Source organism: Kitasatospora sp. NPDC041988 (assembly GCF_055588525.1).
Window position 1 is genome coordinate 49,598 of the sequence record NZ_JBVJCO010000042.1, and the last position, 26,615, is coordinate 76,212.

General features: G+C 70.9%; 31 protein-coding genes and 1 pseudogene. 17 read left to right on the forward strand and 15 right to left on the reverse strand.

Annotation, left to right across the window (positions count from 1 at the left end):
* Positions 1 to 5 precede the first annotated feature (5 nt).
* Positions 6 to 2,240, forward strand: a complete 2,235-nt coding sequence (locus ACZ6NC_RS32010; protein ID WP_465737354.1) for a pyridoxal-phosphate dependent enzyme — start codon at positions 6 to 8, stop codon at positions 2,238 to 2,240.
* Positions 2,241 to 2,247: 7 nt separating this feature from the next.
* Here ACZ6NC_RS32010 and ACZ6NC_RS32015 read toward each other — a convergent pair whose 3' ends face one another.
* From ACZ6NC_RS32015 to ACZ6NC_RS32030, 4 genes are all read right to left on the reverse strand, one after another.
* Complete coding sequence (locus tag ACZ6NC_RS32015; RefSeq protein WP_465737355.1) at positions 2,248 to 3,036, reverse strand: thioesterase II family protein; 789 nt, start codon at positions 3,034 to 3,036, stop codon at positions 2,248 to 2,250.
* Positions 3,036 to 3,680 carry a LuxR C-terminal-related transcriptional regulator gene (locus ACZ6NC_RS32020; protein ID WP_465737356.1) on the reverse strand — a complete coding sequence of 215 codons (645 nt, stop codon included), beginning with the start codon at positions 3,678 to 3,680 and terminating at the stop codon, positions 3,036 to 3,038. The genes ACZ6NC_RS32015 and ACZ6NC_RS32020 overlap by 1 nt, the downstream gene beginning before the upstream one ends.
* A gap of 143 nt (positions 3,681 to 3,823) precedes the next feature.
* Complete coding sequence (locus tag ACZ6NC_RS32025; RefSeq protein ID WP_465737357.1) at positions 3,824 to 4,036, reverse strand: response regulator transcription factor; 213 nt, start codon at positions 4,034 to 4,036, stop codon at positions 3,824 to 3,826.
* 4 nt (positions 4,037 to 4,040) lie between these two features.
* Positions 4,041 to 4,211: a hypothetical protein gene (locus ACZ6NC_RS32030; RefSeq protein WP_465737358.1), complete on the reverse strand. Its 171-nt coding sequence runs from the start codon at positions 4,209 to 4,211 to the stop codon at positions 4,041 to 4,043.
* A 161-nt stretch (positions 4,212 to 4,372) separates the two neighbouring features.
* Between ACZ6NC_RS32030 and ACZ6NC_RS32035 the strand changes: the two genes are divergently transcribed.
* The 3 genes and pseudogenes from ACZ6NC_RS32035 to ACZ6NC_RS32045 all read left to right on the forward strand — a co-directional run.
* On the forward strand, positions 4,373 to 5,377 hold the full coding sequence (locus tag ACZ6NC_RS32035) for a helix-turn-helix transcriptional regulator (RefSeq protein ID WP_465737359.1): 1,005 nt from the start codon (positions 4,373 to 4,375) through the stop codon (positions 5,375 to 5,377).
* 88 nt (positions 5,378 to 5,465) lie between these two features.
* Positions 5,466 to 5,942 carry a hypothetical protein gene (locus ACZ6NC_RS32040; protein ID WP_465737360.1) on the forward strand — a complete coding sequence of 159 codons (477 nt, stop codon included), beginning with the start codon at positions 5,466 to 5,468 and terminating at the stop codon, positions 5,940 to 5,942.
* 155 nt (positions 5,943 to 6,097) lie between these two features.
* Positions 6,098 to 6,230: pseudogene (locus tag ACZ6NC_RS32045) on the forward strand (M24 family metallopeptidase); the annotation flags it as partial.
* Here the strand turns inward: ACZ6NC_RS32045 and ACZ6NC_RS32050 are convergent.
* Positions 6,229 to 7,203 carry a helix-turn-helix transcriptional regulator gene (locus tag ACZ6NC_RS32050; protein ID WP_465737361.1) on the reverse strand — a complete coding sequence of 325 codons (975 nt, stop codon included), beginning with the start codon at positions 7,201 to 7,203 and terminating at the stop codon, positions 6,229 to 6,231. The pseudogene ACZ6NC_RS32045 and the gene ACZ6NC_RS32050 sit on opposite strands and share 2 nt — an antisense overlap.
* 98 nt (positions 7,204 to 7,301) lie before the next feature.
* Between ACZ6NC_RS32050 and ACZ6NC_RS32055 the strand changes: the two genes are divergently transcribed.
* The 4 genes from ACZ6NC_RS32055 (at position 7,302) to bfr (ending at position 9,426) form a co-directional block, all read left to right on the forward strand.
* A complete protein-coding gene (locus ACZ6NC_RS32055; RefSeq protein WP_465737362.1) occupies positions 7,302 to 7,703 on the forward strand; it encodes a RidA family protein in 402 nt (133 codons plus the stop codon).
* A gap of 118 nt (positions 7,704 to 7,821) precedes the next feature.
* Positions 7,822 to 7,992, forward strand: coding sequence for a hypothetical protein (locus tag ACZ6NC_RS32060; RefSeq protein WP_465737363.1), 171 nt, complete (start codon positions 7,822 to 7,824; stop codon positions 7,990 to 7,992).
* 121 nt (positions 7,993 to 8,113) lie between these two features.
* The gene (locus ACZ6NC_RS32065) at positions 8,114 to 8,746 is read left to right on the forward strand and encodes a DUF3105 domain-containing protein (RefSeq protein WP_465737364.1); all 633 of its coding nucleotides are present in this window, start codon (positions 8,114 to 8,116) and stop codon (positions 8,744 to 8,746) included.
* 200 nt (positions 8,747 to 8,946) lie between these two features.
* A complete protein-coding gene (gene bfr / locus ACZ6NC_RS32070; protein WP_465737365.1) occupies positions 8,947 to 9,426 on the forward strand; it encodes a bacterioferritin in 480 nt (159 codons plus the stop codon).
* An 85-nt stretch (positions 9,427 to 9,511) separates the two neighbouring features.
* Here bfr and ACZ6NC_RS32075 read toward each other — a convergent pair whose 3' ends face one another.
* The 3 genes from ACZ6NC_RS32075 to ACZ6NC_RS32085 all read right to left on the reverse strand — a co-directional run bounded on the left by ACZ6NC_RS32075 (position 9,512) and on the right by ACZ6NC_RS32085 (position 12,477).
* Positions 9,512 to 10,345, reverse strand: a complete 834-nt coding sequence (locus ACZ6NC_RS32075; protein ID WP_465737366.1) for a ZIP family metal transporter — start codon at positions 10,343 to 10,345, stop codon at positions 9,512 to 9,514.
* A 356-nt stretch (positions 10,346 to 10,701) separates the two neighbouring features.
* Positions 10,702 to 11,709: a magnesium and cobalt transport protein CorA gene (locus ACZ6NC_RS32080; protein ID WP_465737385.1), complete on the reverse strand. Its 1,008-nt coding sequence runs from the start codon at positions 11,707 to 11,709 to the stop codon at positions 10,702 to 10,704.
* Positions 11,710 to 12,057: 348 nt separating this feature from the next.
* On the reverse strand, positions 12,058 to 12,477 hold the full coding sequence (locus tag ACZ6NC_RS32085; RefSeq protein ID WP_465737367.1) for a MarR family winged helix-turn-helix transcriptional regulator: 420 nt from the start codon (positions 12,475 to 12,477) through the stop codon (positions 12,058 to 12,060).
* A gap of 61 nt (positions 12,478 to 12,538) precedes the next feature.
* Here ACZ6NC_RS32085 and ACZ6NC_RS32090 point away from each other — a divergent pair, with 61 nt between their 5' ends.
* Entirely contained in the window at positions 12,539 to 13,330 is a 792-nt protein-coding gene (locus tag ACZ6NC_RS32090; protein ID WP_465737368.1) for an alpha/beta fold hydrolase, read from the forward strand.
* Between the two features lie 65 nt (positions 13,331 to 13,395).
* On the opposite strand, the gene ACZ6NC_RS32095 is transcribed toward ACZ6NC_RS32090, so the two are convergent.
* Positions 13,396 to 14,340, reverse strand: a complete 945-nt coding sequence (locus tag ACZ6NC_RS32095; protein ID WP_465737386.1) for a DUF5996 family protein — start codon at positions 14,338 to 14,340, stop codon at positions 13,396 to 13,398.
* A 93-nt stretch (positions 14,341 to 14,433) separates the two neighbouring features.
* Complete coding sequence (locus tag ACZ6NC_RS32100; protein ID WP_465737369.1) at positions 14,434 to 14,946, reverse strand: MarR family winged helix-turn-helix transcriptional regulator; 513 nt, start codon at positions 14,944 to 14,946, stop codon at positions 14,434 to 14,436.
* 117 nt (positions 14,947 to 15,063) lie between these two features.
* Between ACZ6NC_RS32100 and ACZ6NC_RS32105 the strand changes: the two genes are divergently transcribed.
* Positions 15,064 to 15,639 (forward strand): NADPH-dependent FMN reductase, encoded by a 576-nt coding sequence (locus tag ACZ6NC_RS32105; RefSeq protein ID WP_465737370.1) that lies wholly within the window; start codon positions 15,064 to 15,066, stop codon positions 15,637 to 15,639.
* Positions 15,640 to 15,689: 50 nt separating this feature from the next.
* On the opposite strand, the gene ACZ6NC_RS32110 is transcribed toward ACZ6NC_RS32105, so the two are convergent.
* The 5 genes from ACZ6NC_RS32110 to ACZ6NC_RS32130 all read right to left on the reverse strand — a co-directional run bounded on the left by ACZ6NC_RS32110 (position 15,690) and on the right by ACZ6NC_RS32130 (position 19,659).
* Positions 15,690 to 15,812 carry a hypothetical protein gene (locus ACZ6NC_RS32110; RefSeq protein ID WP_465737371.1) on the reverse strand — a complete coding sequence of 41 codons (123 nt, stop codon included), beginning with the start codon at positions 15,810 to 15,812 and terminating at the stop codon, positions 15,690 to 15,692.
* Positions 15,813 to 16,166: 354 nt separating this feature from the next.
* Positions 16,167 to 16,691 carry a YceI family protein gene (locus tag ACZ6NC_RS32115; RefSeq protein ID WP_465737372.1) on the reverse strand — a complete coding sequence of 175 codons (525 nt, stop codon included), beginning with the start codon at positions 16,689 to 16,691 and terminating at the stop codon, positions 16,167 to 16,169.
* 107 nt (positions 16,692 to 16,798) lie between these two features.
* Positions 16,799 to 18,634 carry a glycoside hydrolase family 15 protein gene (locus tag ACZ6NC_RS32120; protein ID WP_465737373.1) on the reverse strand — a complete coding sequence of 612 codons (1,836 nt, stop codon included), beginning with the start codon at positions 18,632 to 18,634 and terminating at the stop codon, positions 16,799 to 16,801.
* 379 nt (positions 18,635 to 19,013) lie between these two features.
* Complete coding sequence (locus ACZ6NC_RS32125) at positions 19,014 to 19,211, reverse strand: three-helix bundle dimerization domain-containing protein (RefSeq protein WP_465737374.1); 198 nt, start codon at positions 19,209 to 19,211, stop codon at positions 19,014 to 19,016.
* Positions 19,212 to 19,320: 109 nt separating this feature from the next.
* A complete protein-coding gene (locus tag ACZ6NC_RS32130) occupies positions 19,321 to 19,659 on the reverse strand; it encodes a hypothetical protein (protein ID WP_465737375.1) in 339 nt (112 codons plus the stop codon).
* Positions 19,660 to 19,962: 303 nt separating this feature from the next.
* Here ACZ6NC_RS32130 and ACZ6NC_RS32135 point away from each other — a divergent pair, with 303 nt between their 5' ends.
* The 7 genes from ACZ6NC_RS32135 to ACZ6NC_RS32165 form a co-directional block, all read left to right on the forward strand.
* Positions 19,963 to 20,388 carry a nuclear transport factor 2 family protein gene (locus ACZ6NC_RS32135; protein ID WP_465737376.1) on the forward strand — a complete coding sequence of 142 codons (426 nt, stop codon included), beginning with the start codon at positions 19,963 to 19,965 and terminating at the stop codon, positions 20,386 to 20,388.
* Complete coding sequence (locus tag ACZ6NC_RS32140; RefSeq protein WP_465737377.1) at positions 20,385 to 21,224, forward strand: NmrA family NAD(P)-binding protein; 840 nt, start codon at positions 20,385 to 20,387, stop codon at positions 21,222 to 21,224. The genes ACZ6NC_RS32135 and ACZ6NC_RS32140 overlap by 4 nt, the downstream gene beginning before the upstream one ends.
* A 198-nt stretch (positions 21,225 to 21,422) precedes the next feature.
* On the forward strand, positions 21,423 to 22,028 hold the full coding sequence (locus tag ACZ6NC_RS32145) for a TetR/AcrR family transcriptional regulator (protein WP_465737378.1): 606 nt from the start codon (positions 21,423 to 21,425) through the stop codon (positions 22,026 to 22,028).
* Between the two features lie 257 nt (positions 22,029 to 22,285).
* Positions 22,286 to 23,353, forward strand: coding sequence for a PP2C family protein-serine/threonine phosphatase (locus ACZ6NC_RS32150; protein WP_465737387.1), 1,068 nt, complete (start codon positions 22,286 to 22,288; stop codon positions 23,351 to 23,353).
* Between the two features lie 174 nt (positions 23,354 to 23,527).
* Entirely contained in the window at positions 23,528 to 24,004 is a 477-nt protein-coding gene (locus ACZ6NC_RS32155; protein WP_465737379.1) for a VOC family protein, read from the forward strand.
* A 370-nt stretch (positions 24,005 to 24,374) separates the two neighbouring features.
* Complete coding sequence (gene pstS / locus ACZ6NC_RS32160) at positions 24,375 to 25,481, forward strand: phosphate ABC transporter substrate-binding protein PstS (RefSeq protein ID WP_465737380.1); 1,107 nt, start codon at positions 24,375 to 24,377, stop codon at positions 25,479 to 25,481.
* Between the two features lie 290 nt (positions 25,482 to 25,771).
* The coding region (locus tag ACZ6NC_RS32165) for an alpha/beta fold hydrolase (RefSeq protein WP_465737381.1) at positions 25,772 to 26,615 on the forward strand (844 nt) is incomplete at its 3' end.

Genomic DNA, 26,615 nt, shown 5'->3' on the forward strand with positions numbered 1-26,615 from the left:
CACACATGCGGCAGGAATCGGTCATCGACGGCATCGGCCACACCCCGGCGGTGCGGCTGCGGGTGGACGCCCCCGAAGGCGTCGAGGTCTTCGCCAAACTGGAGATGCAGAACCTCTTCGCGATGAAGGACCGGGTGGCCCGGCAGGTGATCCTCGAAGCCCGGCGTACCGGCGCGCTGGCCGAGGGCGGGCCGATCGTGGAGAGCTCCTCGGGCACGATGGCGCTCGGGGTGGCCCTGGTCGGCACGTACCTCGGCCACCCCGTGCACATCGTCACCGACCCGCGCATCGACCCCATCACCCTGGCCAAGCTGCGCACCCTGGGCTGCGAGGTCCACGTCGTGGCGGCGATGACCGGGCAGGGGTGGCAGAGCGCCCGGCTGGAGCGCCTGGCCGAGTTGATGGCCTGCCTGCCCGGCGCGTTCTGGCCGCGCCAGTACAGCAACCCGCAGAACCCCGCCGCGTACCGCGGCCTGGCCGGCGAACTGGTCGCCGACCTGGGGTCGGTGGACGTCCTGGTCGGGGCGGTGGGCAGCGGCGGCTCGCTCTGCGGGACGTCGAAGGCGCTGCTGGAACGCCTGCCCGACGTCTCGGTGGTGGGCGTGGACTGCGTGGGCAGCGTGCTCTTCGCCCAGCCGGACCGCCCGACCCGCAAGCAGGGCGGGCTCGGCAACAGCCTCTTCCCGGAGAACATCGACTACCGCGTCTTCGACGAGGTGCACTGGCTGTCCGACGACGAGGCCTTCGACGCCACCCGCCGGCTCGCCCGGGAGCAGAAGATCTTCGGCGGGAACACCTCCGGGTCGGTCTACCGGGTCCTCACCCACCTCGCGGCCCGCGCCGAGCCGGGCACCCGGCTGGTCGGGATCATGCCGGACCGCGGCGACCGCTACGTGGACAGCGTCTACGCCGACGCGCCCGACAGCGCTGTCGTCGCCGAGGCCCCGGAGGAGGTGGAGTACGGTGCCACGGTTTCCAGTTGGTCGTTCGCCCGGATACCCCGCCGGGACCGGCGGCTGCTGCTCTTCGTCGAGTCCAACACCACCGGCACCGGGATGATCGCGCTGCGGACCGCCGTCCGGCTGGCCCTGGAGCCGGTGCTGTTCACCAAGGACGCGGCGCGCTACCCGGAACTGCCCGACACCGGCTGCCGGGTCGTGGTCTGCGACACCGACGACGAGGCCGCGCTGACCGCGGCCATCGCCGGGGTGAGCGCCGGACGCCGGGTGGCGGGCGTCACGACGACCAGCGAGTTCTACCTGGAGCACGCCGCGCGGGCGGCCGCGGCCCTGGGCACGCCCGGCAACCCGCCGGAGGCGATGACCCGCTGCCGCGACAAGGCGCTGACCCGCACCGTGCTGCAGGAGGCCGGGGTGACCCAGCCCGGGTTCGCGATCGTCACGGACCCGGCCCTGGTCGCGGCCGCCGTCGCCGCGGTGGGGCTGCCCTGCGTGGTCAAACCGGTCGGGGAGTCCGGCTCGCAGTCCGTGCTGTGGTGCGAGGACGCCGTGACCGCCGCCGCGCACGCCACCGAACTGCTCGCCGTCACCCACAACGTGCGCGGCCAGCGGACCCCTGGCGCGGTGCTGGTCGAACAGTACCTGGAAGGGCCCGAGTTCAGCGCGGAGATGTTCGGCGTGGACGGCGAGGCCCGGTGCGTCGGCGTCACTCAGCGCACCGTCAGCCCGCTGCCGCACTTCGTCGAGACCGGGCACCTCTTCCCCGCCGACATCGACGACGTGCTGGCCGAACGGATCGCCGACACCGCCCGGCAGGCGCTGAAGGCCGTCGGCTTCGAGCGCGGCCCGGCGCACGTCGAGCTCAGGCTGACCGCCGACGGCCCGGCCGTCATCGAGATCAACGGACGGCTGGCCGGCGGCATGATCCCGGAACTGATCCGCCCGGCCACCGGCATCGACCTGCTGGAGCAGCAGATCCGCGCCGCCGCCGGCCTGCCGCTGAACCTGTCGGCCGACCACGCACGCCGGGCCGGCCTGCGGTTCCTGACCGCGCCGCGGCCGGGCCGGCTGACCGGCGTGGACGGGGTCCGGCAGGCCGAGCTGGTGCCGGGCGTGGAGCGCGTCCTGGTGACCGGGACGCCGGGGCGCGAGGTCCGGCCGCCGCGGAGCGCCTACGACCGGCTGGGCCACGTCATCGCCGTCGGCTCGTCGCCGCAGGAGGTCGGACGGGCGCTGGCCGAGGCGACCGGACTGATCGAGGTCGGCGTCGAAGCGGAGTGACGACACGTCATGCCCCGCCCGGGGCACACCGGTCGCCGGGGCGCTCGTGGAGCTCGGCCGCGATCCGGCCGAGCATCCCGTCCATCTCCTCCCGGAGGAAGAAATGGTCCCCGGGATGGACCTGGAGGGCGAAGGACGCCGAGGTGAGGTCGGCCCAGCCCGCGGTCAGCTCCGCCCGGACGATCCGGTCGTCCCGGCCGGCGAACGCCGTGATGGGGCAGGAGACCCGGCTCCCGGCCGGCGCGTGCCACTGTTCGAGCAGGGTCAGGTCGGCCCGGATCACCGGCAGCATGAACTCCATCAGTTCGGCGTTGGCGAGGATCTCGGGAGGCGTGCCGCCCATCGCGGACAGCTCCGCCATGAGCGCGGCGTCCGGCAGGTCGTGCAGCGGCCTCGGCTCGGGGGCCGAGGCCGGCAGGGCCCCGGACACGAAGAGCCGGGCCGGCGGCGTGGCCCCGGGCCGCCGCTCCAGCTCCTCGGCCACCGCGTACGCGATCTTCGCGCCCATGCTGTGCCCGAGGATCGCGAAGGGCCCGCTCTCCCTCCGGAGGACCTCGCACAGCGCGTCCACCATGGCGGCCATGTCGGTCAGCAAGGGATCACGCAACCGGGTTCCGTGCCCCGGCAGTTCGACCGGGACCGCCTCGACGGCGAGGTGCCGGGCCGCCTCCGTCCACGGGCGGAAGAAGTGCGCCGCCCCGCCGGCGAAGGGGAGGCAGTAGACGCGGGGCAGCTCCGTCGTTCCCTTGGTCCACGGCAGCCAACGGGCACTGTGGTCCTGCTCCTGTCGCAACATCAGCTGACACCGTTCTGGTGGGCGAACACGGCGGCCTGCAGGCGGTCCCTGAGCCCGAGTTTCCTGAGCAGCTGGGAGATGTGGAACTTGACCGTCGACTGCACGATGCAGAGCCGCTTGGAGATCTCGGCGTTGGACATCCCGTTCGCCAGCAGCGCCAGGATCTCGCGTTCGCGGAAGGTGAGAACGTTGAGACCGAGCGCCGGGAACAGCGCGGGCTGTTTGTCGCGGACCCAGCCCAGGAGCAGGGCCGCGATGTCGGGGGAGAGGAAGGAGTGGCCGGTGGCCATGGCTCTGATGGCCTGGGGGAAGTCCTCCACCAGGGTGTTCCGGGTGACGATCCCGGTGGCGCCGGCCAGGATGGACTCCAGGACGGCGTCGCCCTCGGCCGGCGCCATCAGCAGCGTGCGGGGGGCCTCCGGGCTCGGCCCGAGGAGCTCGCGGACGAGATCGATCCCCGTCATGTCCGCGAGTTCGAAGTCGGCCACGACGACGGCGGGGTTCAGCTCCCGGGCCAGCGCGCTGGCGGTGCTCCCGTCCGCGGTCTCGCCGACCACCCGGATGTCCGGCTCGGCCACGAGGGCCGAGGAGAGTCCGCTGCGCATCAGCGGCTGGCCCGCACATATCAGAATGGGTATTTCCATCGGTCTGTGACATCCCCCTTCATCGGAGTGGTCCTCCCAGCACGCCCGGTTCCCGCCGGTCCGGGCGTCGCCGTAGGCGAGCCGCCGGCCGGCCGGACTTGTCCGACCCCCCGTCGGGGAGTGCTGCTCGGGTTCGGACTGAATCAGCCCCTGCTGGGCCCGGCGGGCCAAGCGGCGTCGAGCCCGAGGGCGATGGCCAGCAGCTGGGTGCGGCTGCTGGCCCCGCTCTTGGCCCGCATGTTGCGGATATGGGTCTCGACGGTGTGGTGGCTCAGGTGCAGCAGGCGGGCGATCGCCCGGGAGGTGCGGCCCTGTGCGAGGTGGACAAGGATCTCCCTCTCCCGCGTCGTGAACAAAGGTTCAGCCTCCCCAGGAGGTGTCGTCGCAGGGGGTGCGGGGCGGGCAGGTGAGGACGCCGGCCGCGGTCGGAACGTCGTGGCGGGCGGGCGCCGAGGAGGCCGAGGCGACCGGCGTCAGCCATGCGGCGACAGCGCCGAGGAGCGCCACGGTCGTGAGGATGATGCGCTTCATGGGGATCTCCCGCGGGTTCATTGGCATTTGCCCCATTGGGTGAAGGGGCCATGGCTCCACTCTGGCGGGCATCGAAGATCGCCGACATGCTTGGAACCGTTCATCAACTTGCCTGACAGCAAAGAGGTGTGGGGGTAAATATGGACAAAAACGATCGCGATGTGACAGAGCGTCGGACCGAAGCAGGTCAGGGGCACGAATCCGACCTGTCCGTCTACGCATGGTTTGCGGAGAACCGGTACACCGGCGCCCACGATCCGGCGGTCGTGGCGCAGGCGACGGGACTGTCCCCGTCCGGTGTGACGGCGGCGGTCGAGCGGCTGCTCGACACGGGACTGCTGGCGCCGGCCGGCGCCAGGGAGGAAGCCCTGCGGGTGGTGTCCCCCGACTCGGCCTTCTTCCGGCGCGCCGCGCCCGTCGAGGCGGAGATCCGTCAGCGCCAGGACGACATCGCCCGGATGCGCAGCCGGTTCGACGAGTTCTCCGCGCTGTTCCCGGACAGCCGCGAGTCCGGCGCGGGCATCGAGGTGATCCCCACGCTGGCGGAGGTGCGCTTACTGCTCAACCGGCTGGGCGAGCAGTGCACCACCGAGGTGGTCTCCTGCCAGCCCGGCGGCGGCGCCCGGATTCCCGAGGCGATGTCCGAGGCCCTGGTGCGCGACCGGGCGATGCTGGAGCGCGGCGTGCGCATCCGCACCCTCTACCACCACACCGCCCGCTTCAACGGCCCCAGTCAGGCCTACGTCGCCGCCGCCTCCGTCCTGGGCGCCGAGTACCGCACCACGCACGAACTGGCCGGGCGGATCATCATCATGGACCGCGAGACCGCCTTCCTCCCCGCCGCGGGCGCGGAGCTGGGAGCCGTGGTCATCCGCGAACCGTCGACCGTCGCCTACCTGTACGAGATGTTCGAACTCACCTGGGGCCAGGCCACCCCGTTCCAGGAGTCGACCGGACGCGAGATGGAGGCCGTCGCCCGGGAACTGCACCGCACGATCCTGCGCCTGCTCGCCGACGGGCTGAAGGACGAGGCGATCGCCCGCCGGCTGGGCATGTCGCTGCGCACGGCGCGCCGTCACATCGCCGAGATCCTGGAGCAGCTCGGCGCCGACAGCCGCTTCCAGGCGGGCGTCGCCGCCAGCCGGACGGGCCTGCTGGATACCTGAAAACCGTGATGCCTTCCGACACGCCGATGCTCCATGCTTGACACTCCGACATCACTGTGGTCGATGGCACCACCGAAGGAGATAACACGTGGACTGGGAACGCCTGAGCGAGCGCCCCGGGCTGGACCCGTACCTCCAGGAGCTGGCGCTCTTCCTGGACGCCCACTTCGCCCGCACCTTCGGGCTGCTCTGGCCCGAGAACGACCCCGTCGTCCCCCGGGGCGTGGGCGGACCGCCGGACACGGCCCTGGGCGGGTACGTCGCCGCCGGCCTCACGACCCTGCTGGGCTGGAAGGTCGAGCACGCCACCGGTGCCCGACCACCCTCCGGCCACTGCCTGGTGATCCAGTCCGCCGGATCGAGCCGCTGGACGCTCCGGTCACCGGGCGACCTCGCCGCCGAAGTCTCCACCCTGAGCGGCGAGGCCCTGTACCTCCCGCCCGGCTACCGGTCCACCGCGGTCCACAGCGACGACGCGAGGCACGTCACCCTCGTGGTCACCGATCCCGAGGAGCGGCCGCCGGCGCCACCCGCCGCGCCGGCGGCCGACGGCCCGCAGGGCTGAGCCCGTCAGGGCTTCAGCCGGATCCGGCCCGGCGGCTCTGCCGGCCCTCGCTCTCCACCTGGTGACGACCTCCAGCGGCCGATCCGGCCGGTGGGGGCGACGTGCGTGCCGCCATCGGCCTGCGTCGAGGTCGACGATGTCGGGGCGGTTGTGACATCACCCCGGACAACGACACCCCGCTGCGCCGCACCGATCGCGCGGGGCGGGTCTGCCACTGGATTTCCGGAGCTGCACCTCGTCGACCGCAAGCGCGGCTTCGGCGGCGTCCCGCAGACGGTGGCAAATCTCAGGATGACACTGCGTAGCGAGTGGCGATCGCGGCGGCACGGTTGCGCAGGGAGTCGCGCAACCACTGCGGGGCCAGGCCCTCCGCGCTTGTGGCGAGCTGCCACAGCGCCCACTCGGCGTGTCTCGCATCTTGGAAGGTCACCTCCAGCCGCAGCCGGCCGTCTGCGTCGGCTTCCTCGGCGAGGACGGCCAGCGCGGTGCCGACCAGGTCCTCCCGCCGCGCCGGGTCCACCCGTACCACCACGGTGACCTGGTTGCCGCCGGTTCGAAACTGCCTGCTGCGTTCCTGCCAGGCCCGGCCCAGATCGACCCGCTCGGGTCGCTCTGCCGGTTCGGCGAGTTCCTCGGCTGCCAGGATGCGGGACAGCCGGTAGGTGCGGTCCGCGCCGGACCTCGTGGCCAGCAGGTAGCCCTGGTCGCGCACGGTGACCAGGCCGATCGGGTCCACCGTGCGCCAGTTCGGGGGCTGGTCCACGGCCGCGTAGTGGATGCGCAGCTTGTGTCCGGCGAACACCGCGCGCAGGACCTCGGCCACGATGGCGTCGGGCACCTCCGCGGCAACCAGTCGACGCGAAAGGAGGTCGGTCTCCGGGTCGATCAGCAATCGCTGAGCCGCGCCGGCCGCGGTGTCCCGATAGCTTTCCGGCAGCGCGTCAACCACCTTGAGCATCGCCGAAGCGAGCGCCGAGCCGAGGCCGAACGCCTGCGCGCCGCGCCGCGATCCGGCGACCAGCAGGGCAAGGGCCTCGTCGTGGTTCAGCCCGGTGAGCTCGGTCCGGAAGCCGGGCAGCAGCGCGAAACCGCCGTGCCGACCGCGTTCGGCGTAGACCGGGACACCGGCTGCGGACAGCGCCTCGATGTCGCGCAGCACGGTGCGTGTGGACACCTCCAGCTCGCGGGCCAGCGTGGCCGCGGACAGCCGACCGTGCTGCCGCAGCAGCAGCACCAGCGAGACCAACCGATCAGCGCGCACACGAAAACGCTACCGGAATACACGACACACGATGTCGTGATTGGTTGCGAGGCTTGACCAGCACCACACAGACCCACCGCACACGAGAGGTGACCTGCATGGCACACGCCCTTGTCAATCCGGACGGTTTGCACGACCCGGTCCCGTTCGGCTACAGCCACACCGCCACCGTCCCCGCAGGCACGGAACTGGTGCTCATCGCGGGTCAGTACGGATCGGGCCCGGACGGCGCGGTTGTCTCCTCCGACTTCACCGATCAGGTGAGGCAGGCGTTCCGCAACATCGGCGTCGCTCTAGCCGCCCATGGACTCGACATCAGCCACGTCGTCCAGCTCAGGACGTATGTGGTCAACCATGACGTCAGCAAGCTCGGGCCGATCGCCGGGGCCGTGCAGGAGGGCTGGGGTACCAAACCGCCCACGCAGACCCTCATCGGCGTCGCGAGCCTGGCTGCGCCTGACGTGCTGTTCGAGGTCGAGGCCATCGCCGCCCGGCCCTGACCCGCCGCCCCGCATCCGGACTGTTCGCCCCGACGCGGCTGGCGGTTCGGTAGCGGGGTGGCGTGGCAATGTGAGCGGGCGCCATCGGACCCGCGGGTCCGGGCAACACGTCGCCCTGGTGAGGGAGCGCCTCGTAGGCGAGCGCACGCGGCTCGCCTATGAGGCGTCGACGGCTTCCGCCGAACCCGGCTCGTCGCGGTGGATCCACGCGCCGCACACCGGCAAGAACGTCGACATGCTGTCGATCGAGAGTCTGGACGGCCCGCTCATGGGCGGCGTCCGGCCTTGACCCTGTGGTCTCTGCCCGGGCGGCCGGTCGGCAGGCAGGTCACCCAGACCGCGGCGGGGTTTCGCGGCGATACTGGAGATGAACGCCGGGCACCCGCACGGCGGGGAGAAGGACATCAGCCATGGCTTCCGCTCCCAGAAAATCGTCGGACACCCGACGCGCCAGGATCGAAGCCCTCCGCCGGGAGGAACGACGACACGAGCGCCGCCGCAAGATCGTCTATGCCTCGGCGGCGGGCGTCATCCTCGCCGGAGTCGTCGCCGGTGGCATCTGGGCCGTGACCTCGGCGTCGGACAACGCCCCCAAGGCCGCGGCCACCATCACCGGCGTCCAGACCTTCGGCGAACTGGGCCGGACCCATGTCCAGACCCCGGTGAGCTACCCGCAGACACCACCCGTCGGCGGCGACCACAACCCGCTCTGGCTCAACTGCAACGGCAACGTGTACCTCAAGCCCGTACCGAATGAGAATGCCGTGCATTCCCTGGAGCACGGCGCGGTCTGGATCACCTACAACGACAAGGCCAGCCCGGCCGACGTCGCCGCTCTCGCCGCCAAGGTGGAGGGCAAGCCGTACTCGTTCATGAGCCCCTACCCGACCGAATCGGGGACGATCACGCTCACTGCCTGGAGCACCCAGCTGGTGGTGGACAGCGCGAGCGACTCCCGCGTGGACGCCTTCCTGGCCCAGTACGTCCAGGGCTCGCAGACGCCTGAGCCCGGAGCACCGTGCACAGAGGGACTCACTCCGTAGCCCCGTCACAGCCGGTCGTGGCGTGGCCGGCTTCCTGGCGCGGATATTGCTCGGGGCACCGTCGATAGGTCTCCGGGCACGGGCAGAGCACCCCGCGCCGGCCGGCGGGTGCGCCGCGCGGCGTTTGCACCCGCTCGATGCGGGCCGTTTCCTGGAAGGAGGGCGGGCCGTTCCTGCGAGCAGAGGAGGAGAGGGACGCCATGCAGGGTGACCAGGAGGTTCTCGAGTTCCTCAACGAGCAGCTGACCGCGGAGCTGACCGCGATCAACCAGTACTTCCTGCACGCCAAGATGCAGGAGAGCTACGGCTGGGTGACGCTCGCCAGACACACCCGGCACGAGTCCTTCGAGGAGATGAATCACGCCGAGACACTGACCGACCGGATCCTCTTCCTGGACGGGCTGCCGAACTACCAGCGGCTCTTCCACGTCCGGATCGGTCAGAGCGTCAAGGAGATGTTCGAGGCGGACCGCCAGGTGGAGGTCGAGGCGATCGACCGGCTGCGACGCGGCATCGTGGCGATGCGCACCAAGAACGACGTCACCTCGGCGAACATCTTCGAGGCCATCCTGGCCGACGAGGAGGAGCACATCGACTACCTCGACACGCAGCTCGAACTGCTGGAGAAGCTCGGGGAGCCGCTGTACCTGGCGCAGCTGATCGAGCAGCCGGAGAGCTGATCGCGCTTCCCGGCTTCGGGCCGGGATGGTTCGGGCCGGGCGGCACAGGCCTTGACGAGTCGCACTGGTGGGGGCGGAGCGGGCCTCACACACCGGCGGCGATGACCACGGCGTCGGTGGCGAAGCCAACCAGCAAGCCCACCAGGATCATCCAGGTGACCAGCTCCTTCATGCCGGCACGCCGGGCCACGGCGAGGAGTTCGATGACCACGTAGAGGATGGATCCCGCGGCGAGTCCGAGGAAGGCGATGCCGAGGGTTTCGTTGACCACCTGCTGGCCGATGAGGGTGCCGACGAAGGTGGGGCCGCCGCCGATGAGGCCGAGCAGTGCGAGGAAGCCCCAGGAGGGGCGTTCGCCTTCGGCTGCGAGTGGGGCCACGATGCCGAAGCCCTCGGTCGTGTTGTGCAGTCCGAAGCCGATGACCAGCAGGAGGGCGAGGGAGATTTCGCCCTTGGCGGCGGAGTTGCCGATGGCCAGGCCCTCGGCGGCGTTGTGCAGTCCGATGCCGGTGGCGATCATCAGGGCGAGATTCGCGGCTCGGGAGCGGGCCCGCGGGGCCAGATTCTCGGTCACGGCCGACGCGCCCGGCCCCTTCGAGAGCGGGGCGGGCGGTGCTCGGCGGCGGGCGATCCACCGGTCGTAGTACACGAGGCCGAGAAGTCCGACGGCGAGACCGGCGGCGAGCACCAGGCCGCCCTTGGCGGCGGTGAGCCAGTGATGGTCGCCGAGTGCGGCGTCGGTCGGCTCCCAGGCGGCGGTGAGGACGTCCCAGAGCAGGAAGATCAGGATGCCGATGGCGACCGCGTTGAGGCCGGCGCGCAGGCGTGGGGCGGGGTTGCGCAGGCGGCCGATCGGGAGGCCGAGGTAGATGGTGAAGCCTGCGATGGCGCCGAGCAGGGCGATCTGCGGACCGGACATGGCGGGCTCCGAGGAAGCGCGGCGGCGAGGCGGGGCCGGGTTGCCGATAAGGCTTACCTAACAAGCCTTGCCCGATCCGACCTCGGCCGCATCCCGGGTGGGCCGGCAGGCGGTGGGCGGAGCGGTCGTGCCGGTGCCGGTGCCGGCGCCGGTCCGTGTGCAGCAGCGCGAACGTGTGGAACAGCTCCAGGCCCGCCGCCACGCGCCGTAGTGCCGCGTCGTCCCGCCCACCACCCGCGGCATGCCAACCCGCACAGCAGTACAACGGCCGTACCCGCTTCCCGCCCCGCAGGAAGTCCCGCAGGACGCCCAACGGGCCCGGACGCCCTCACCGGTACCCGGGCCCAACAGTGTTGCTACAGCCAGTCGTTGCGACGGAAGGCTCGGTAGACGAACACACAGATGGCGACGATCAGCAGCAGCACCAGTGGGTAGCCGAACTTCCAGCGCAGCTCGGGCATGAAGTCGAAGTTCATCCCGTACACACCCACCACCATGGTCGGCACCGCGACCAGCGCCGCACCCGCACTGATCTTGCGCATGTCGGTGTTCTGCTGCACCGAGAGCCGCGCCATGCTCGCGGCCAGGATGCTGCCCACCAACTCGTCGAAGGCGAGGATCCGCTCCCTCGCCTGCGCGTGATGGTCAGCCACGTCGCGCATGTACGCCGCTATCCCGGCCGGTACCAGCGACGACGCGCCGGTGTCCGACAGGCGCTGCAGCGGCACGCCCAGCGGGACCACCGCCCGCTTGAACTCCAGTAGCTCCCGCTTCAGCTGGTAGATCCGCCCGGCGTCGTCCGTGCGCTCGGCGGAGAACACCTCCGCCTCCAGCTCCTCCACGTCGCGCTCGAAGAAGTCGGCGACGGTCAGATACCCGTCCACCACGTGGTCGGCCACCGCGTGCAGCACCGCCGTCGGCCCCGCGGCCAGCAGCTCCGGGGTGGCCTCCAGCTCGCGCCGCACCCCCGCCAACGCGGGAGCACTCCCGTGCCGCACCACGATCGCGAACCCCGGCCCGGCGAACACCATGATCTCGCCGGTGTCCACGATCTCACTCGTCGCCGTCACCTTGTCGTGCTCGACGTAGACGATCGTCTTCAGCACCAGGAACAGCGTGTCCTCGTACCGTTCCAGCTTCGGCCGCTGGTGCGCACGTACCGCGTCCTCCGCCGCCAGCGGGTGCAGCTCGAACGCCGCCGCGATCTCGGCGAACTGCTCCGCGGTCGGCTCGTAGAGCCCGATCCACACGAACCGGCCGTCCTTCTCGCCTATCCGCGGGAGCGCCTCCGACAGCTCTACCGCACCTGGCAGCCGCCGCCCGTCCTCGTACAGCGCACAGTCCACCACCGCCCGCGAAACCATCGCCGCCACCACCTTCTCCGCGACGGCCCTCGCGGCCCGCGGCCTGCCAACCTACCTTGCCCCTCGGCACTCCGGGGACCGCCAGTATCAGGACCTGTCGGGGCTCCGGTCCATACGTCATCGAGAAGCCCGGAGACACGAAGTGGACAGGTCGTCCGGTCTGCTACTGGAAGGCTTGTGCATCCAGTAGTCCGGCGGCGACTTTCCATCGACCAGGGGCAGCAGGGCCGACGGGCCGGCGCACCTCACGGAGGGGCGACACGGCTCCGCTCGGTCATGAGGCGACGGTATGCCCCGCCGGATGCGGCGAGTCTCCTCGGACTCCACGCGAGGGCGCGGCGGTCGGGTCTACGCGGCTTCTTCTGCGTTGAGGCGCCGGAGCAGGTCGAACAGGGTCGCGCGGTCCGCTGCGGGCAGAGCGGCGAAGCAAGTGGCGAGAACCTCGTCGGCGATCCGGTGGCCTGCCGCCAGGACCTGCTCGCCGGCGGGGGTGAGGTGGTGCTCGATGCGCCGGCCGTGTCCCGGCCGGCGCTCGACCACGCCCTGGGCCGTCAGGCGGCCGGCGAGCGTTCCGAAGGCCTGCTCGGTCTGGAACGTCGCCGCGGCCAGCTCGCGGGCCGATGCCCCGGGCGAGCGGCTGATCGCACGCAGGGCGTCCCACTGGGCCAGTGTGGTGCCCGCGGTGGAGAGCGCACTGTCGAGTGCCCGGTGCTGCCGGTACTGGGCCTGCTTGACCGCTCTGCCGAGTTCTTGCAGCTCATCACTCATGGACCGAGTCTACGACGCAACCAAGCTAGCTTATATAAAGATATTTAGTTACTGTGGGGGCATGACCACAGACCACGAAGCAGCGGACCTGTCCCTCACCCTGTCCGAAGCCGGAGCCGGCCGGCCGGTCCTGATCCTGCACGGCGGCGGGGGCCCGGCCACCGTCGCCGGCCTCGCCCGGCACATCTCCCGCACCGCACACGCCATCACGCCCGTGCACCCCGGCTGGGACGGTACCCACCGCCCTGCATGGCTCACCGGCATCGACGACCTCGCCCGCGCCTACCTCCACCACCTGCGCGACCGCCGACTGCACGACGTCCTCGTCATCGGCTCCTCGCTCGGCGGCTGGATCGCCGCCGAGATGGCCGTACGCGACACCGCGGGAGCCATCACCGGCCTCGTCCTGATCGACGCCGTCGGCGTGAACGTCGAAACGGAACCGATCACCGACTTCTTCGCCCTCGACGCGCGCGGCGTGGCGGACCACTCCTGGCACGACCCGGACCGCTACTACGTCGACCCCGCCGGCGTCCCATCCGACGAACTCGCCCGCCGACAGGCCAACATGGCCACCATGCGCACCCTCGCGGGCGACCCCTACATGCACGACCCCGAACTGCTGCGCCGACTCGGACGCGTCCACGTGCCCACCCTCCTCGTCTGGGGGGAGAGCGACCGCATCGTCACCCCCGCGTACGGCGCGGCGTACGCCGACGCCTTCGGCGACGGCGCGCTGGAGGTCGTCCCCGAGGCGGGCCACCTTCCGCAGATCGAACAGCCCGAGGTCACCGCAGCCCTGATCGACGCCCACCTGAGCCGGACGAGCGCCCGGCCCACCGACGCTGGGTGATCGTTGGCGGCCGCCTGCCTCCCACGACCTGGTTTTCCGTGGGGTCTCTGTGCGGACTCAGGCGCTCAGAGCGGCGGGGACGGTCGACGCGGGTCCGTGATTCCCCCCGGGCAGGCGAGGCGGTCGACGTCCCAGCCGGCGCGGACGGCTCCGGCTTGGTAGGCGCTCTCGTAGAAGGCGAGTACGGCCGCTCTCGGGTCGGCCTCGGCGCGGGCCGCGTCGTAGCGCAGTACCGCCAGGTGGCTGTCGTTGAGCACGATCCACCGTGCGGATGAGGGCCTGAGCGGGTCCTCGGCCAGGTGTGCGGGCTCGGGAGTCGTGTAGGAGTAGAAGGCCGGCTCGCCCAGGTCGGCGTCCCCGAACCAGAACCCGAAGCTGATCAGCTCCCGGGAGTACGCCTCCCGGGTCACCGGGTCCACCTTCGATGGCTGGTCGACGGCGTGTCCGGAGAACCGGGTGTGGGCGATGTCGAGCGAGTGCCAGAAGAGGTGGACGGGGCTGACCTTGCCCGAGAAGCGCGCCGCGAACTCCTCCAGCACCAGCCCGACCTGGCTGAGCACCTGCCAGTAGCGATTCGCCCAGGCGGGATCGTAGGTCGCGTGCTCGAAGTCCTCGGCGAACGGCCGGTCGGAGTCGGCCATCCGGTAGGGCCGGGGAATCCGGAGCTCGACCCGGATGCCCAACGCTGCCAGGGCTTCCAGGGTCTGCCGGTAGAACGAGGCTACGGACTGGCCGGGGAGGGGGAAGGACTCCGTCCTGCCGTCCGCCGTCGCGATGACCAGCCGGTGGTCGACGAAGTCGAAGTCGATGGTGAAGATCGGGTTGCCGTCGACCTGTCCCATGGGCCGCGTGGTGATCCCGCGTCCGGTGAGGTGGAAGGGGACGTTCCACCAGTGGTTGCGCCGCACACTCGCCGCAAGGCGGATCTTGCCCACCACCTGCGTGAAGCGGTGCAGCGTCTCCTTCGTGTCCTGCCACTCGGCGAGTGGCATCGGTGGGAACAGCTCCATCGCGTATCCCTTCTGCCCGTGCCGCAGTTCCATGATGGCCACGGCGGTCCGGACGCGCAGATGGTGGCCGGCTCCGGCGGCGGTCAGGGTGAGCTAGGGACAGAGGTCGGTGGCCGCGTCGCAGGCTTCGGCGGCCAGGTCGACGTCCCGGAGGTCGCAGGCAACGCGCCTGAGATGGCCCCGGAAGGCCTGGCACTCGTTGTCGTCGAGTGCCCCGAGGAGCCTGTCCTCGGCCTCCCGCACCCGCTTCCGCAGATCCTGGAGGACATCCACGCCCTGGGTGGTGGCGACGATCCGGCGCTGGCGCCGATCGCCGGGGTTGAGCCGTCGCTCGACCAGACCCGCCGCGACGAGGTCGTCGATCAGGTAGGTCATCACCGTGCGATCGATCCCCAGATAGGTGGCCAGGGCCAGCTGGCTCGGATGGTCACCCCGGACCACGGCGGAGAGCACCTGATAGCCACGCGCGCCCTGGGGGATGTCGTCCAGGACCGAAGCGACGGCGCCCTGGTAGGCGCGTGCCAGGACGAGGAGTGAGAAGCCGAAGTCGCCGGTGAGGTCGGCCGCGTCTGCCGCCGCCTGCGTCGTCGGTGTCCCGGAGCTCATACGGGAATGGTACCCGGCTGCTCGCGGTTGAACAGATCATCTGAGCACAAGACGATCTGTCTGGCAGTGCAACATCGCCGATGCGCGAGCGCTGAAGACAAGAAGGCGAGGAACGTCATGCTCAAGATCGGCATCATCCTCGGCAGCACCCGCCCCAACCGCAACGGCGAACAGGTGGCGAACTGGGTGCTCGACATCGCCTCGCGCCGCGACGACGCCGACTTCGAACTCATCGACCTCCGCGACCACCCCCTGCCGCACCTCGACGAGCCGCTGCCACCGTCGCTCGGCCAGTACCAACACGAGCACACCAGGCAATGGGCCTCCAAGATCGCGTCGTACGACGGGTTCGTCATCGTGACACCCGAGTACAACCACGGCATCCCCGGCACCCTGAAGAACGCCATCGACTTCCTCTACGCCGAGTGGAACAACAAGGCGGTCGGGTTCGTGTCCTACGGCGGAGTCGGCGGCGTCCGTGCCGTCGAGCACCTGCGCCTCGTCGCCGCCGAGCTCCAGATGGCCGACGTACGCCAGCAGGTCGCACTGTCGATGATCACCGAGTTCGAGAACTACACCGTCTTCAAGCCCGGCGACTACAACCTGCCCGCCCTGAACACCATGCTCGACCAGGTCATCGCCTGGAGCACCGCGCTCACGCCGCTGCGCACGCCCGCGCCCGTCGCCTCCTGAGCGGGCCACCAACGGCGTCTCATGGCCTTGGCGGCGGGTCCTGGATGGGCTTACAGCCGCCAGGCTGCGACGAGGTTCTGCACCGGGTCGCCGCCCTCACGCGCGAGGTGGAGCGCACGGGAGCTGACCCAGAGAACGGTCGGGCCGAGATGTTCCGGGTAGCGCTGGAGCATTGCGTCGAAGAACTCGGCCGGGGTGTCATGCGTGGCCAGGGCGGCTTCGGCGTCGTCCAGGTGTCGGCGGGTCTCGGCGAGGAGCCGCTGACCCCGCCAACCCTGCCCTCGTTCGCTCGGAACTCTGCGATGGTCTTAGCGTTCCAGTCGAGCGCCTCGCTCATGTCGAACTCCTGTCTGGAAGGTGGGCCACTGCGAGCGTTACCACCGGGCAGGTGAGGAGGCATCACCGGATCAAGGTGATTCGCCCGGCCGGGGCATCGCAGAGCCGATGTCGTCCGGATGCTCGCACTGCCGTCAAGCCCGCCGGTGGCCTGGAGGTTGACCACGTCGACTCCTTCCGCAGCGGTCGCGCTAGGCGGGGCTGTCGTCGGTGCGTCGGGCGTGGATGGTCGCAGTCAGCTGCAGGCGCCGCGCGGCCACGCCCTTGAGTTTGGTGACGCCGTGGGCGTAGCGGTCGACGGTCGCGGTGGCCTCCACCGCGATCTCCTCCCCTTCGACTTGGGCCTTCGCCACGGTGAAGGTGACGGGTGCTCGGACACCGTGCGCGGTGAGCAGCCCCTGGAGCGTCCACCCGCCGGCCTCGTCCTGTTCGGCCCCGATGGAGGTGAAGACGATGTCCGGGTAGGTGGCGCTGTCCAGCAGCGTCTTGGACAGGACTTGGCGGTCCCGCCTCTTGTTGCTGGTGTCGAAACTGGCCGTGTCCGCGACGGCGTCCACACGGGTCGCAGTCAGCGGCTCGGTGAGGGAGACGGTGCCGCCGCGCAGTCGGAAGCTGCCGCGGACTGTGCCGAGCCCGAACATGTGCTTGGTGGTGAAGCTGATCTGGGAGCGCAGGACATCGATGTCGTACCGGCCCGGCGTCGGAGTGGTGGTCATCATGGTCTCCTGTGGATTGATCCTTCATGGCTGCGGAGACTTTGGTACAGCGCCGGTCACCAGACCTTCCCCGCGTCGGCCGCCGCCGTCCGGGCGGTGATGCCGCGTCAGCCCAGCGCGCGGTCGAGGTTGAAGGCGGCGCTGATCAGCGAGAGGTGGGTGAAGGCCTGGGGGAAGTTGCCGAGCTGTTCGCCGGTCGGGCCGATCTCCTCGGCGAACAGGCCGAGGTGGTTGGCGTAGGTGAGCATCTTCTCGAAAGCCAGCCGGGCCTCCTCCAGCCGGCCTGCGCGGGCCAGCGCCTCCACGTACCAGAAGGAGCAGATCGAGAAGGTGCCCTCGGGGCCGTGCAGTCCGTCCGGGCTGGTGGCCGGGTTGTAGCGGTAGACCAGCGAATCGGAGACCAGGTCCGCGGTGAGGGCGTCCAGGGTGGAGAGCCACTTGGGGTCGGTGGGCGAGATGAACTTGGCCATCGGCATCATCAGCAGCGAGGCGTCCAGCTCACCGTCGTCCAGCGCCTGGACGAACGCGCCCCGCCGGGCCGACCAGCCGCGCTGCATGATCTGCCGGTAGATCGCGTCACGGGACTCCCGCCAGCGGGGCAGGTCGGCCGGCAGGCCGCGGTGGTTCGCCATCCGGATCGCACGCTCCAGCGCCACCCAGCACATCAGCCGCGAGTACACGAAGTCCCTGCGGCCCGCGCGGGTCTCCCAGATTCCCTCGTCGGGCTGGTCCCAGTGCTCGCAGAGCCAGTCCGCCACCGCGCCGACCTCGTCCCAGCGGGCGCTGCTGATCGGCTGCCCCCACTTGTCGTACAGGTAGACGGAGTCGAGCAGGGCTCCGTAGATGTCCAGCTGGAGCTGGCCGGTGGCGGCGTTGCCGACCCGGACCGGTGCGGAGCCGAGGTAGCCCTCCAGGTGCGGCAGCTCGTACTCGGGCAGCTCACTGCGCCCGTCGATGCCGTACATGATCTGCAGCGGGCCTGTCGCACCGGTGCCGCGCAGGATGCCGCGCTGGTCGAGGAACCCCATGAACGCCTCGGCCTCCGAGGTGAACCCCAGGCGCAGCATGGCGTAGACGCAGAAGGCGGCGTCCCGGACCCAGACGTACCGGTAGTCCCAGTTGCGCTGGCCGCCGATCTGCTCGGGCAGGCTGGTGGTCGGTGCGGCGACGATCGCACCGGTCGGCGCGTAGGTGAGCAGCTTCAGCACCAGCGCGGAGCGGTTCACCATCTCCCGCCAGCGCCCGTGGTAGCGCGACCCGGCCAGCCAGTGGCGCCAGTACCGGACGGTCGCCTCGGCCTGCTCTTGCGCCTCGGCACGAGGACAGGACCGGGTCGGGACGTCGTCGCCGATGTGGTCGAGGGCGAACACGTGGGACTCGCCCTCGACGAGCTTGAAGTGCGACCAGACGTCCAGGCCGTCGCTCTCCAGCGGTGCGGTGGCGGTGAGCGCGAGCGTCAGTGACGGGGAGCGGAACACCGCCGTGTGGCCTTCGAGGTGCGTGGTGTGCGCCTCGGCGCCGTAGCCGAAGCGTGGGGCGATGCGCGCCCTGAACGGGAGGGCTCCGCGGACGCAGAGCACCCGCCGGATCAGCCGGTGCCGGGCCGCCTCGCGCGAGTCGTCGACCACCGGCATGAAGTCCTGGATCTCCGCCACCCCGTCTGCCGCGAAGAATCGCGTGATCAGCACGTTCGTGTCGGGGAAGTAGAACTGTCGGGTGCGGGTCGGGACTTCGGCGGCCAACTCGAACGACCCGCCCCGGTCGGCGTCGAGGATGGACCCGAAGACGCTGGGCGCATCGAAGCGCGGGCAGCAGTACCAGTCGATGGTGCCGTTCGTGCCGACCAGGGCGGTCGTACGAAGATCGCCGATCAGGCCGTGCTCGGAGATCGGTAGGTAGCGGCTGTTGTCCGCCTGCTCGAAACCGGTCGTGTCGAACGCCATTCCGGCCTCCTTGCCGCTGTGGCGCGGGCCTGGAGATGAAGCCTTGCCTTTCATGCTAGATCGCTACTCGTGGCGCGGGTCCGGCGGAGCCGCGCGGACGGCACTCGGCGGCCGACTCGTTTCGGGCAACCCGCCGGCACTTGGTGTACTGGCCCAGCCCAGCCCAGCCCAGCCCAGCCCAGCCCAGCCGAGCCGAGACCAGCCCGGCGGCTCGGGCGTGACGGTGGTCATGGCGATCCCCCTGACTTGAGCCTTCAAGTCGAAGGTGGCTCTCGTGGATGTCCCGGCGCGGCACCGTGCCCCCGGGTGCGGCCGTGCGTCGGCGTCGGTGGCGCCTGGTCGGGGAGGGGGTCGGGGACGGCCCTCGGGGCTGCCGGGGTCAGCTCTCCGGGGCGGGCTGGGTGTCCGGTGGTGGCATGGCAAGCAGGGCCCTGGCGCGGCGCTCCGTCAGGATCGGGATGAACGTCCGGACCTTGGCGTCGCGTAGTTCGTCGTATGCACCCGCGACGACAGCGTCCACGGTGGCCGGGTCGGCCCCGGGGTGGGCGGACCTGAGGCGGGCGGCTATCAGTCGCATCGCTTCCTCGTCCTCGGGCGAGACCCAGGTCGTGGTTGCCCCGACCGGCTGGGGGCTGGCGAGCGTGTCGTCGGGTGGCCATGGGCGCCCGGGTGACTCGGGGGTCGGGTCACCCGTGGTCACGGCGCGGGCCGTTTGGCTTGCGGTGAGGCGTCGACGCGGTGAGGGTCACGACGGCGACCTCACCCCCGGGTTCTCCCGTGTCGTGGTGGGCCAGGGTGAGCAGGCCCGCGTCGGCCAGGCCTCGGAGGGCCTCACGGAGGAGCGCTGGCTCGACGCGCAGGGCCACGGCCGCGGCCGTCACCGGAACCGTCGCCGTCCGGGCGAGGTGCTGCCGCGGATCGGCCACGAGATCGACCAGCAGCCCGGCCGCGACCTGCCCGTTCGGGAGCTCCCTGGCCCGCCGGGCCCAGTCGGCCGCCCAGTCCTCAAGTGCCACCGTCTGCACCGGCCCACGCCCCTTCGCATCCGCCCGACACCCGGCCCCCGTAGCCAGCATTGTCCGGCCGTCCGGACTGGATCGCCTGCCGGTGCAGGGTTCTGCCCGTGCCCTCGACTGGTTCTTGACCGAGAAGAAGCAATTGGTGGCCTGTACATGACATGAGCTCCCATCGGTGACGGTCGCCGAGCGGGATCACTCTTCCCGGCCCGGGTGTGTGTCCGGCGAGGGCTTGTGAAGCGGACCAGCGGTCCGTATGCTCCAAACTATTCGGACTATCGGTCCGTTTTCGGCAGAACGGAAGCCTTGATCATGACAGTGCCAATGACGGCCGCGGAGCTGTACCGCCACGGTCTGCGACTGCTGCTGGAGAAGGACATCCCCGGCTGGGTGGGTCTGTGGGACGAGGACGGCGTCCTGGAGTTCCCCTTCGCGCCCCAGGGCTGGCCCGAGCGGCTGGAGGGCCGACGGGCCATCGCGGACTACATGCGCCACTACCCCGACCACGTCGACATCGACGACTTCCCCGACGTGAAGATCCACCAGACCACCGCCCCCGAGACGATCGTCGTGGAGATGCGCGGAGTCGGCCGCCTGGTGGACACGGACAGCCCCTTCGACATGACCTACATCGCCGTGGTCACCGTCAGGAACGGGCGCATCACCTCCTACCGCGACTACTGGAACCCGCTCGCCGTACAGCAGCCCGGCGCCGACTTCGTAGGAGCGAACCGATGAACGCCCCCAGCGCCACCCTGGTCATCGGGGCCGCCGGCACCACCGGCCGCCGTGTCGCCGCCGGCCTGATCGCCGAGGGCCACCGGGTCAAGGCCGCCGGCCGGAGTGCCACCCCGGTAGCGGGTGCAGAGGCTGTCCGGTTCGACTGGGACGGGCCCGCGACCTGGAACGAGGCCCTCGGCGGCGTCGACCGCGTCTACCTCATCCCGCCCATCGGCGCCTCCGACCCGGCCGCGGTCATGCTGCCCTTCCTCCGCCAGGCCCGCGCGGCCGGCGTGCACCGCGCGGTGCTGCTCAGCTCGTCCGCGATCCCCGCCGGCGGTCCGGCGGTGGGCCAGGTCCACCAGGCCCTGCCCGGCCTGTTCGAGCAGTGGGCGGTGCTGCGGCCCTCCTGGTTCATGCAGAACCTCACCGGCTCCACCCCCCACGCGCGCAGCATCCGCGAGGACGGCGCCATCCTGACGGCCGCGGGGGAGGGACGCGTCGGGTTCATCGACGCCGAGGACATCGCCGCCGTCGCCGTACGCGCCCTGACCGACGACCAGGCTCCCAACACCGACTTGATCCTGACCGGCCCGCAGGCGCTCAGCTACGCCGACGTCGCCGCGACCATCACCGAGGTCACAGGCAGGCCCGTCGTCCACCGGCACCTGACGTTCGAGCAACTGCGCGACCGCTGGGCGGCCGAGATACCGCGGGAGTTCGCCACCATGCTGGCCGGCATGGACCGAGCCATCGCCGACGGCGCGGAGGACCGCACCTCCGACACCGTCCAGCGCCTCACCGGCCGCCCCCCGGGCACCTTCCGCGCCTTCGTCGAACGGGACCTGTCATGAAGCACCTGAAGTCCCACGACGATCCACCGTAGGAGGAGGGCGCCCGCGCCCACTGCCACCCGGGCGCCCTCCGGCCGGCGGCGGCGCGTATCGTCGAATGGCGTGACGGCACATCCGACCCGATTCGCGCCACGCGACCCCGCCGGACACCGCAGACCCGTTCCGGGGGCCGGGGCAGGCCGAAGACCGAGGAGAACCGTGGTCCAGCGGACAGAGCGCGCAGACGCCCTGCGCAACCGAGAGGCCGTCCTGGCTGCCGCCGACGCCCTCTTCGCCGCCAGCAGCAGCCCCCACGGCGTCTCGATGGACGACATCGCGGCGGCCGCGGGTGTGGGCAAGGGCACCCTCTTCCGCCGCTTCGGTGACCGCGCCGGCCTGATCGGCGCCGTGATCGCCTCCCGCCTCGAACCCCTGCGGCAAGCCGTGCGGGAAGCACAGGACGCGGCCGCGTCCTCACCGCGGCAGCGGGTGGTGGACCTCCTCGACGCCGCACTGCGCTTCAAGATCGAGAACCGCAACCTGATGTCGGCGGCGGAGGACGCCGGGCTCAGCAGCCCCTACCAGGTCGGGCACTACGGCTGGTGGCACGAAACGCTTCGGGCGGCACTGGATCAGGTGCCCGGCGTCCACGCCGCGGACTTCACCGCCCACGCCCTCCTGGCGGCCATCCGCGCCGACCTCGTGGCGCACCTGATCGACGATCAGAAGATGACACCCGAAGGCCTGCGCTCCTCGCTCGCGGCCTACGTCGAGAACGTCCTCGGCACCAGCTCCGATCCGTCCGGAACCTGCAAGGAGGCATGAGGGGCCACGTCCCGGTTCACGGACGCGGCCGCTACCCGGCAGGTGATCGACGCGCGGCCGGGTCCGATGACCCTCGTCGGCCCGGCCCGGTGCGCGAGGTGCTGAGCCTTGGCCGACACGGCGAAGGAGGCCAGGACCGGCTGATCGCGGTGTGACGACGGGAGCTGCTGTATGCAGGAGGCATGGATGCTCGGTGGCGTTTGGATCTGCGGTGGTCGCGACGACAGAGCCGCACGCTGATCCTCATCCCGTTGGTGATGATCGTGGTCATCTCCATCGTGGACATGCTCGCGCCGTCGGAGGTGCACCTCGGGCCGCTCCTGGTCGCAGCCCCGGCGGTCACGGCCTCCTTTGCCGGCCCGTGGACGACCATCGCCGTCGGTGCGGCGGCCGTCCTGGCGCAGGGAATCGTCGCGGCCGTGCGGACCACGCTGGTCGACCTCAACCACTTGGTCCAGATCGTCGCCCTGGCGTTGATCTCCTTGCTCGTGGCCCTCTTCGCCCATCTGCGCGAGCAGCATGAGAAGGAGATGACGCAGCTGCGTTCGGTGTCCGAGGCCGCGCAGGCCGTGCTCCAGCGGCCCATTCCGCCTCGGATCGGCCCGCTGCGGATCGCGTCGGTCTACCTCGCGGCGGAGGCCGAGGCCCAGATCGGCGGCGACCTGTACGCCGCCGTGCGCACGCGGCGGGGAACCCGATTCCTGGTCGGCGACGTCCGGGGCAAGGGCCTCGAAGCGATCGGGGAGGCGTCCTTGGTGCTCGGTGCCTTCCGGACCGCGGCATATCGTCAGGTCGACCTGCCCGTCCTGGTCACCCACCTGGAGGGAGCGGTCTTCGGAGGCCTGGGGGACACCGGTGACCCGGCAGACGGCACCATGGACGCCGAGGGCAGCGAGTCGTTCATCACCGCAGCCGTTCTCGACGTTCCCGACACGGAGCCCGTGATCCGCCTCGCGGACTGCGGGCACCCGCCCCCGCTGCTGCTTCGCGATGGCCGGGTGACGCCGCTCGCCGTCCGCCGGCCCGCTCCTCCGCTGGGCCTCACCGCGCTGGCCGGATCCGGATCCGGAGTCGAGGTCGAGACCTTCGCCTTCGAGGAGGGGGACATCGCGCTGCTGTACACGGACGGTGTCATCGAGGCGCGCGACGAGTCGGGGGCCTTCTATCCGCTCGCCGAGCGGCTGGCCTCATGGCCGCCCAGCGACCCCCACACCCTCCTGCGCCGGCTCTGCCAGGACCTCCTCGCCCACGTGGGCGGGCGGCTGGGCGACGACGCGGCGATGGTCGCCATCAAGCGCGACACCACGACCGCAGGGGACGGGTGACCGTCGTGTGCGGCCGCGGGGCCCCTCGCAGAACCGTCCCGCAAGGGCTCGCGGCGCGCGTCATGGCGGCGCGTGCCATTCTGGTCCGGCAGTTCGATATGTCCTGATTCCTTCGAATCGGCGGTCATGCGCGACCGCCGGAACGATCGTCACTGATCGGAAAGGCGGGAGAGAGTGAGCGTCAAGCCCATCCCCGAGGAGTATCCGCGCGTCACGCCGTATCTCTGCGTCGACGGAGCGGCAGCCGCGATCGACTTCTACGTCTCCGTCCTCGGTGCGACGGAGCGCATGAGGGCGCCGGCGCCCGGCGGCAAGCTCGGTCACGCCGAGCTCCAGATCGGCAACTCGGTCATCATGCTCGCGGACGAGTTCCCGGAGATGGGATTCCTCGGGCCGAAGACGGTGGGCGGCACGTCGGTGAACCTGTACGTGTTCGTGGAGGACGTCGACGCGGTCTTCGCCAAGGCTCTCGCCAGTGGCGCCACAGAGCTGGATCCGGTGAAGGACCAGTTCTACGGCGACCGGTCCGGGCAGTTCGAGGACCCGTTCGGCCACCGGTGGAACGTCGCCACCCACGTGGAGGACGTGCCGCCGGACGAGCTGGAGAAGCGGGCCAGGGAGGCCATGGAGTCCATGCAGGGCGGCGGTTGATCGGCCGGTGCCTCCGCCGCGACGTCCAGGCCCTCGCCGTGTTCGCGAGGGCCCGGACGGCGGAGGTCCGCCGAGTGGTGTGTCGGCCCGCCCGACGGGGTGGCGGGAGCCGTCCGGTCGACCGACGCTCAGGCCCGCTTGCGTAGGCGATCCACGGCAGCGATCCACGGCAGCCTCGGCCCTCGGTGCCGCCGCGCCATTCAGGGGGTGACCGCCGCAGTACTGACGGAAGGTGAATTTGCGGTGACGTCCAGGGGGTGCGCAGCGCGTCACGGGGGCGGGCGAGGGAACGCCGCGGACGATGGCTGCGTCCGTTCGTCGGTGCGCCGCGTGCTCACAGGGAGTCCCCGTGTCCTCTGGCCAGTCAGTCGTGACCCGTTCGCTTGCGCCGTCGACGCTGGCGCTCGCTCTGGCGGTCGCCGCTTCGGGGTGCGGCTCGGAGTCCGACACCGCGGCCGGGGCCGCGCCGACCTCGGCGCCGACCTCCGCATCGATCGCCTGTGGCGGATCGGGGCAGCTGCTGGGTGCCGGTTCGACCGCTCAGGGGAACGCGATCGACGTGTGGAAGAACGCGTTCGGATCAGCGTGCCCGAGCGTCACCGTCAACTACGGCGGTGGCGGGTCGGGCGCCGGCGTCCAGCAGTTCAACCAGGGCAAGCTTGCCTTCGCCGGCACCGACGCCGCCCTCAATCCCGCCGAGGTCGACGCCTCCAAGCAGGTCTGTACCGGCGGCCGGGGCATCGACCTGCCGATGGTCGGCGGCCTGATCTCCATGGTCTTCAACATCAGCGGCGTCGACAAGCTCGTCCTCGACGGCCCCACTACCGCCAAGATCTTCGACTCGCAGATCACCACGTGGAACGATCCGGCGATCGTCGCGCTCAATCCGGGCACCAGCCTGCCCGACGCACCGATCCAGGCAGTCCACCGCGCGGACGACTCCGGCACCACCGCCAACCTGACCGCCTACTTCGCCGCGACCTCCAACGGCGCCTGGGCCTATCCGGCCGGAAAGTCCTGGGCGGGCAAGGGCGGCCAGTCCGCGACCGGCTCCGCCGGGGTCGCGGCGCAGGTCAAGCAGGTCGACAACTCCATCGGCTACGTCGAACTCTCTTTCGCTCAGACCAACAAGCTGAAGAGCGCCGCCATCAACACCGGCGCCGCCGCGCCGGTCGAGGCGAACGCCGCGAACGCCGCCAACACCCTGGCCAAATCGCAGATCACCGGCACCGACGGCGACCTCGCCCTGGGCCTGGACTACGCGACCAAGGACGGCAACGCCTACCCGCTGGTCCTGGTCACCTACGAGGTCGTCTGCGACAAGGGGAACAAGGCCTCGACCCTGCCCGCCCTGAAGTCGTTCCTCACCTACACCAGCAGCGACGCCGGCCAGCAGGCGATCGCCCCGATCGGCTACGTCCCCCTGCCGAAGGAGCTGACGTCCAAGGTCCAGAGCACGGTTTCCGGCCTCTCCTGAAACCCGTGGAGCACCCGAACAGCAACCGGGGACGCTCGATCGGCGAGCACCCGCCAAGAGCCTTGGCCCTGCGGCTCAGGGTGACGGATGGCGGCCCTGCTGCCTGCGTACAGTCCGCAGCCAGTCGCCTGCCGCTGGATCGCCGGCAGCGCCGGCTTCCGATGCGTCCCGCTATCGGCTGGCTCGCTCGCGTTTGACGCAGCTGCCGCGCACGGCGTGCGGACGCACGAGGTCCCGGGCGTCGGAAAACTCGGAGGTGCGAGGTGCGGCCGATCCCCTAGGGTGACCCGATGATCATCTCCCATGACGTGACCGGTGCCGGCCCGGCCGTACTGCTGCTGCACTCCACCGTCTGCGACCGGCGGATGTGGGACCGGCAGGTGCCCGCACTGGCCGACGCGGGCCACCAGGTCGTCCGCTGCGACCTGCGCGGCTTCGGCGAGACCCCGGTACCCGACCGGCCGTACGACTATGCCCGGGACGTCGCCGACCTCCTCGACCGGCTCGACATCGAACGTGCGGCGCTGGTCGGCGCGTCCGGTGGCGGTCGGGTCGCGCTGGAGTTCGCAGCGCGGTGGCCGGAGCGGGTGACGTCGCTCGCGCTGCTCTGTACGGCCCTGGCCGGCCAGGAACCCGGTGCGGAGCTGCGGGAGTTCGGTGAGCGCGAGGACGCGCTGATCGAGGCCGGGGACATCGCCGGGGCGACCGAGCTCAACGTGGCGACATGGCTGGGGCCCGACGCCGACGAGCCGGTCAAGGCGGCCGTGCGGCGGATGCAGCGCCACGCCTTCGACGTCCAACTGGCCGCCGCCGAGGAGTTCGGGCCGATCCGGGCGGAGTTCGACCTCGCCACGATCAGCGCCCCCACCCTGCTGGTCTCCGGCGGGCACGACCTGCCGGACTTCCGGCGGATCGCGGTCCACCTGGCGGACCGCCTGGCCGACGCCCGCCACCTCGAACTCCCCTGGGCCGGACACCTCCCGAGCCTGGAACGGCCGGACACGGTCAACGCGCTGCTGGCCGACTTCCTGAGCGGGGGGGGGGGGGGGGGGGGGGGGGGGGGGGGGGGGGGGGGGGGGGGGGGGGGGGGGGGGGGGGGGGGGGGGGAGGAGAGGGGGTTTCCCCGGTCGTGGG

Coding starts and splice junctions, on each gene's coding strand:
- ACZ6NC_RS32115 (WP_465737372.1), bottom strand. CDS start 16,691: ATGACCACCACTCCGACGCCGGGCCGGTACGACATCGATGTCCTGCGC.
- ACZ6NC_RS32030 (WP_465737358.1), bottom strand. CDS start 4,211: ATGAAGCGCATCATCCTCACGACCGTGGCGCTCCTCGGCGCTGTCGCC.
- ACZ6NC_RS32055 (WP_465737362.1), top strand. CDS start 7,302: ATGGCACACGCCCTTGTCAATCCGGACGGTTTGCACGACCCGGTCCCG.
- ACZ6NC_RS32020 (WP_465737356.1), bottom strand. CDS start 3,680: ATGGAAATACCCATTCTGATATGTGCGGGCCAGCCGCTGATGCGCAGC.
- ACZ6NC_RS32140 (WP_465737377.1), top strand. CDS start 20,385: ATGAACGCCCCCAGCGCCACCCTGGTCATCGGGGCCGCCGGCACCACC.
- ACZ6NC_RS32090 (WP_465737368.1), top strand. CDS start 12,539: ATGACCACAGACCACGAAGCAGCGGACCTGTCCCTCACCCTGTCCGAA.
- ACZ6NC_RS32100 (WP_465737369.1), bottom strand. CDS start 14,946: ATGAGCTCCGGGACACCGACGACGCAGGCGGCGGCAGACGCGGCCGAC.
- ACZ6NC_RS32080 (WP_465737385.1), bottom strand. CDS start 11,709: ATGGTTTCGCGGGCGGTGGTGGACTGTGCGCTGTACGAGGACGGGCGG.
- ACZ6NC_RS32010 (WP_465737354.1), top strand. CDS start 6: ATGCGGCAGGAATCGGTCATCGACGGCATCGGCCACACCCCGGCGGTG.
- ACZ6NC_RS32085 (WP_465737367.1), bottom strand. CDS start 12,477: ATGAGTGATGAGCTGCAAGAACTCGGCAGAGCGGTCAAGCAGGCCCAG.
- ACZ6NC_RS32125 (WP_465737374.1), bottom strand. CDS start 19,211: ATGCGACTGATAGCCGCCCGCCTCAGGTCCGCCCACCCCGGGGCCGAC.
- ACZ6NC_RS32095 (WP_465737386.1), bottom strand. CDS start 14,340: ATGGAGCTGTTCCCACCGATGCCACTCGCCGAGTGGCAGGACACGAAG.
- ACZ6NC_RS32110 (WP_465737371.1), bottom strand. CDS start 15,812: ATGCTCCAGCGCTACCCGGAACATCTCGGCCCGACCGTTCTCTGGGTC.
- ACZ6NC_RS32150 (WP_465737387.1), top strand. CDS start 22,286: ATGATCGTGGTCATCTCCATCGTGGACATGCTCGCGCCGTCGGAGGTG.
- ACZ6NC_RS32075 (WP_465737366.1), bottom strand. CDS start 10,345: ATGTCCGGTCCGCAGATCGCCCTGCTCGGCGCCATCGCAGGCTTCACC.
- ACZ6NC_RS32015 (WP_465737355.1), bottom strand. CDS start 3,036: ATGTTGCGACAGGAGCAGGACCACAGTGCCCGTTGGCTGCCGTGGACC.
- ACZ6NC_RS32120 (WP_465737373.1), bottom strand. CDS start 18,634: ATGGCGTTCGACACGACCGGTTTCGAGCAGGCGGACAACAGCCGCTAC.
- ACZ6NC_RS32105 (WP_465737370.1), top strand. CDS start 15,064: ATGCTCAAGATCGGCATCATCCTCGGCAGCACCCGCCCCAACCGCAAC.
- ACZ6NC_RS32135 (WP_465737376.1), top strand. CDS start 19,963: ATGACAGTGCCAATGACGGCCGCGGAGCTGTACCGCCACGGTCTGCGA.
- ACZ6NC_RS32065 (WP_465737364.1), top strand. CDS start 8,114: ATGGCTTCCGCTCCCAGAAAATCGTCGGACACCCGACGCGCCAGGATC.
- bfr (WP_465737365.1), top strand. CDS start 8,947: ATGCAGGGTGACCAGGAGGTTCTCGAGTTCCTCAACGAGCAGCTGACC.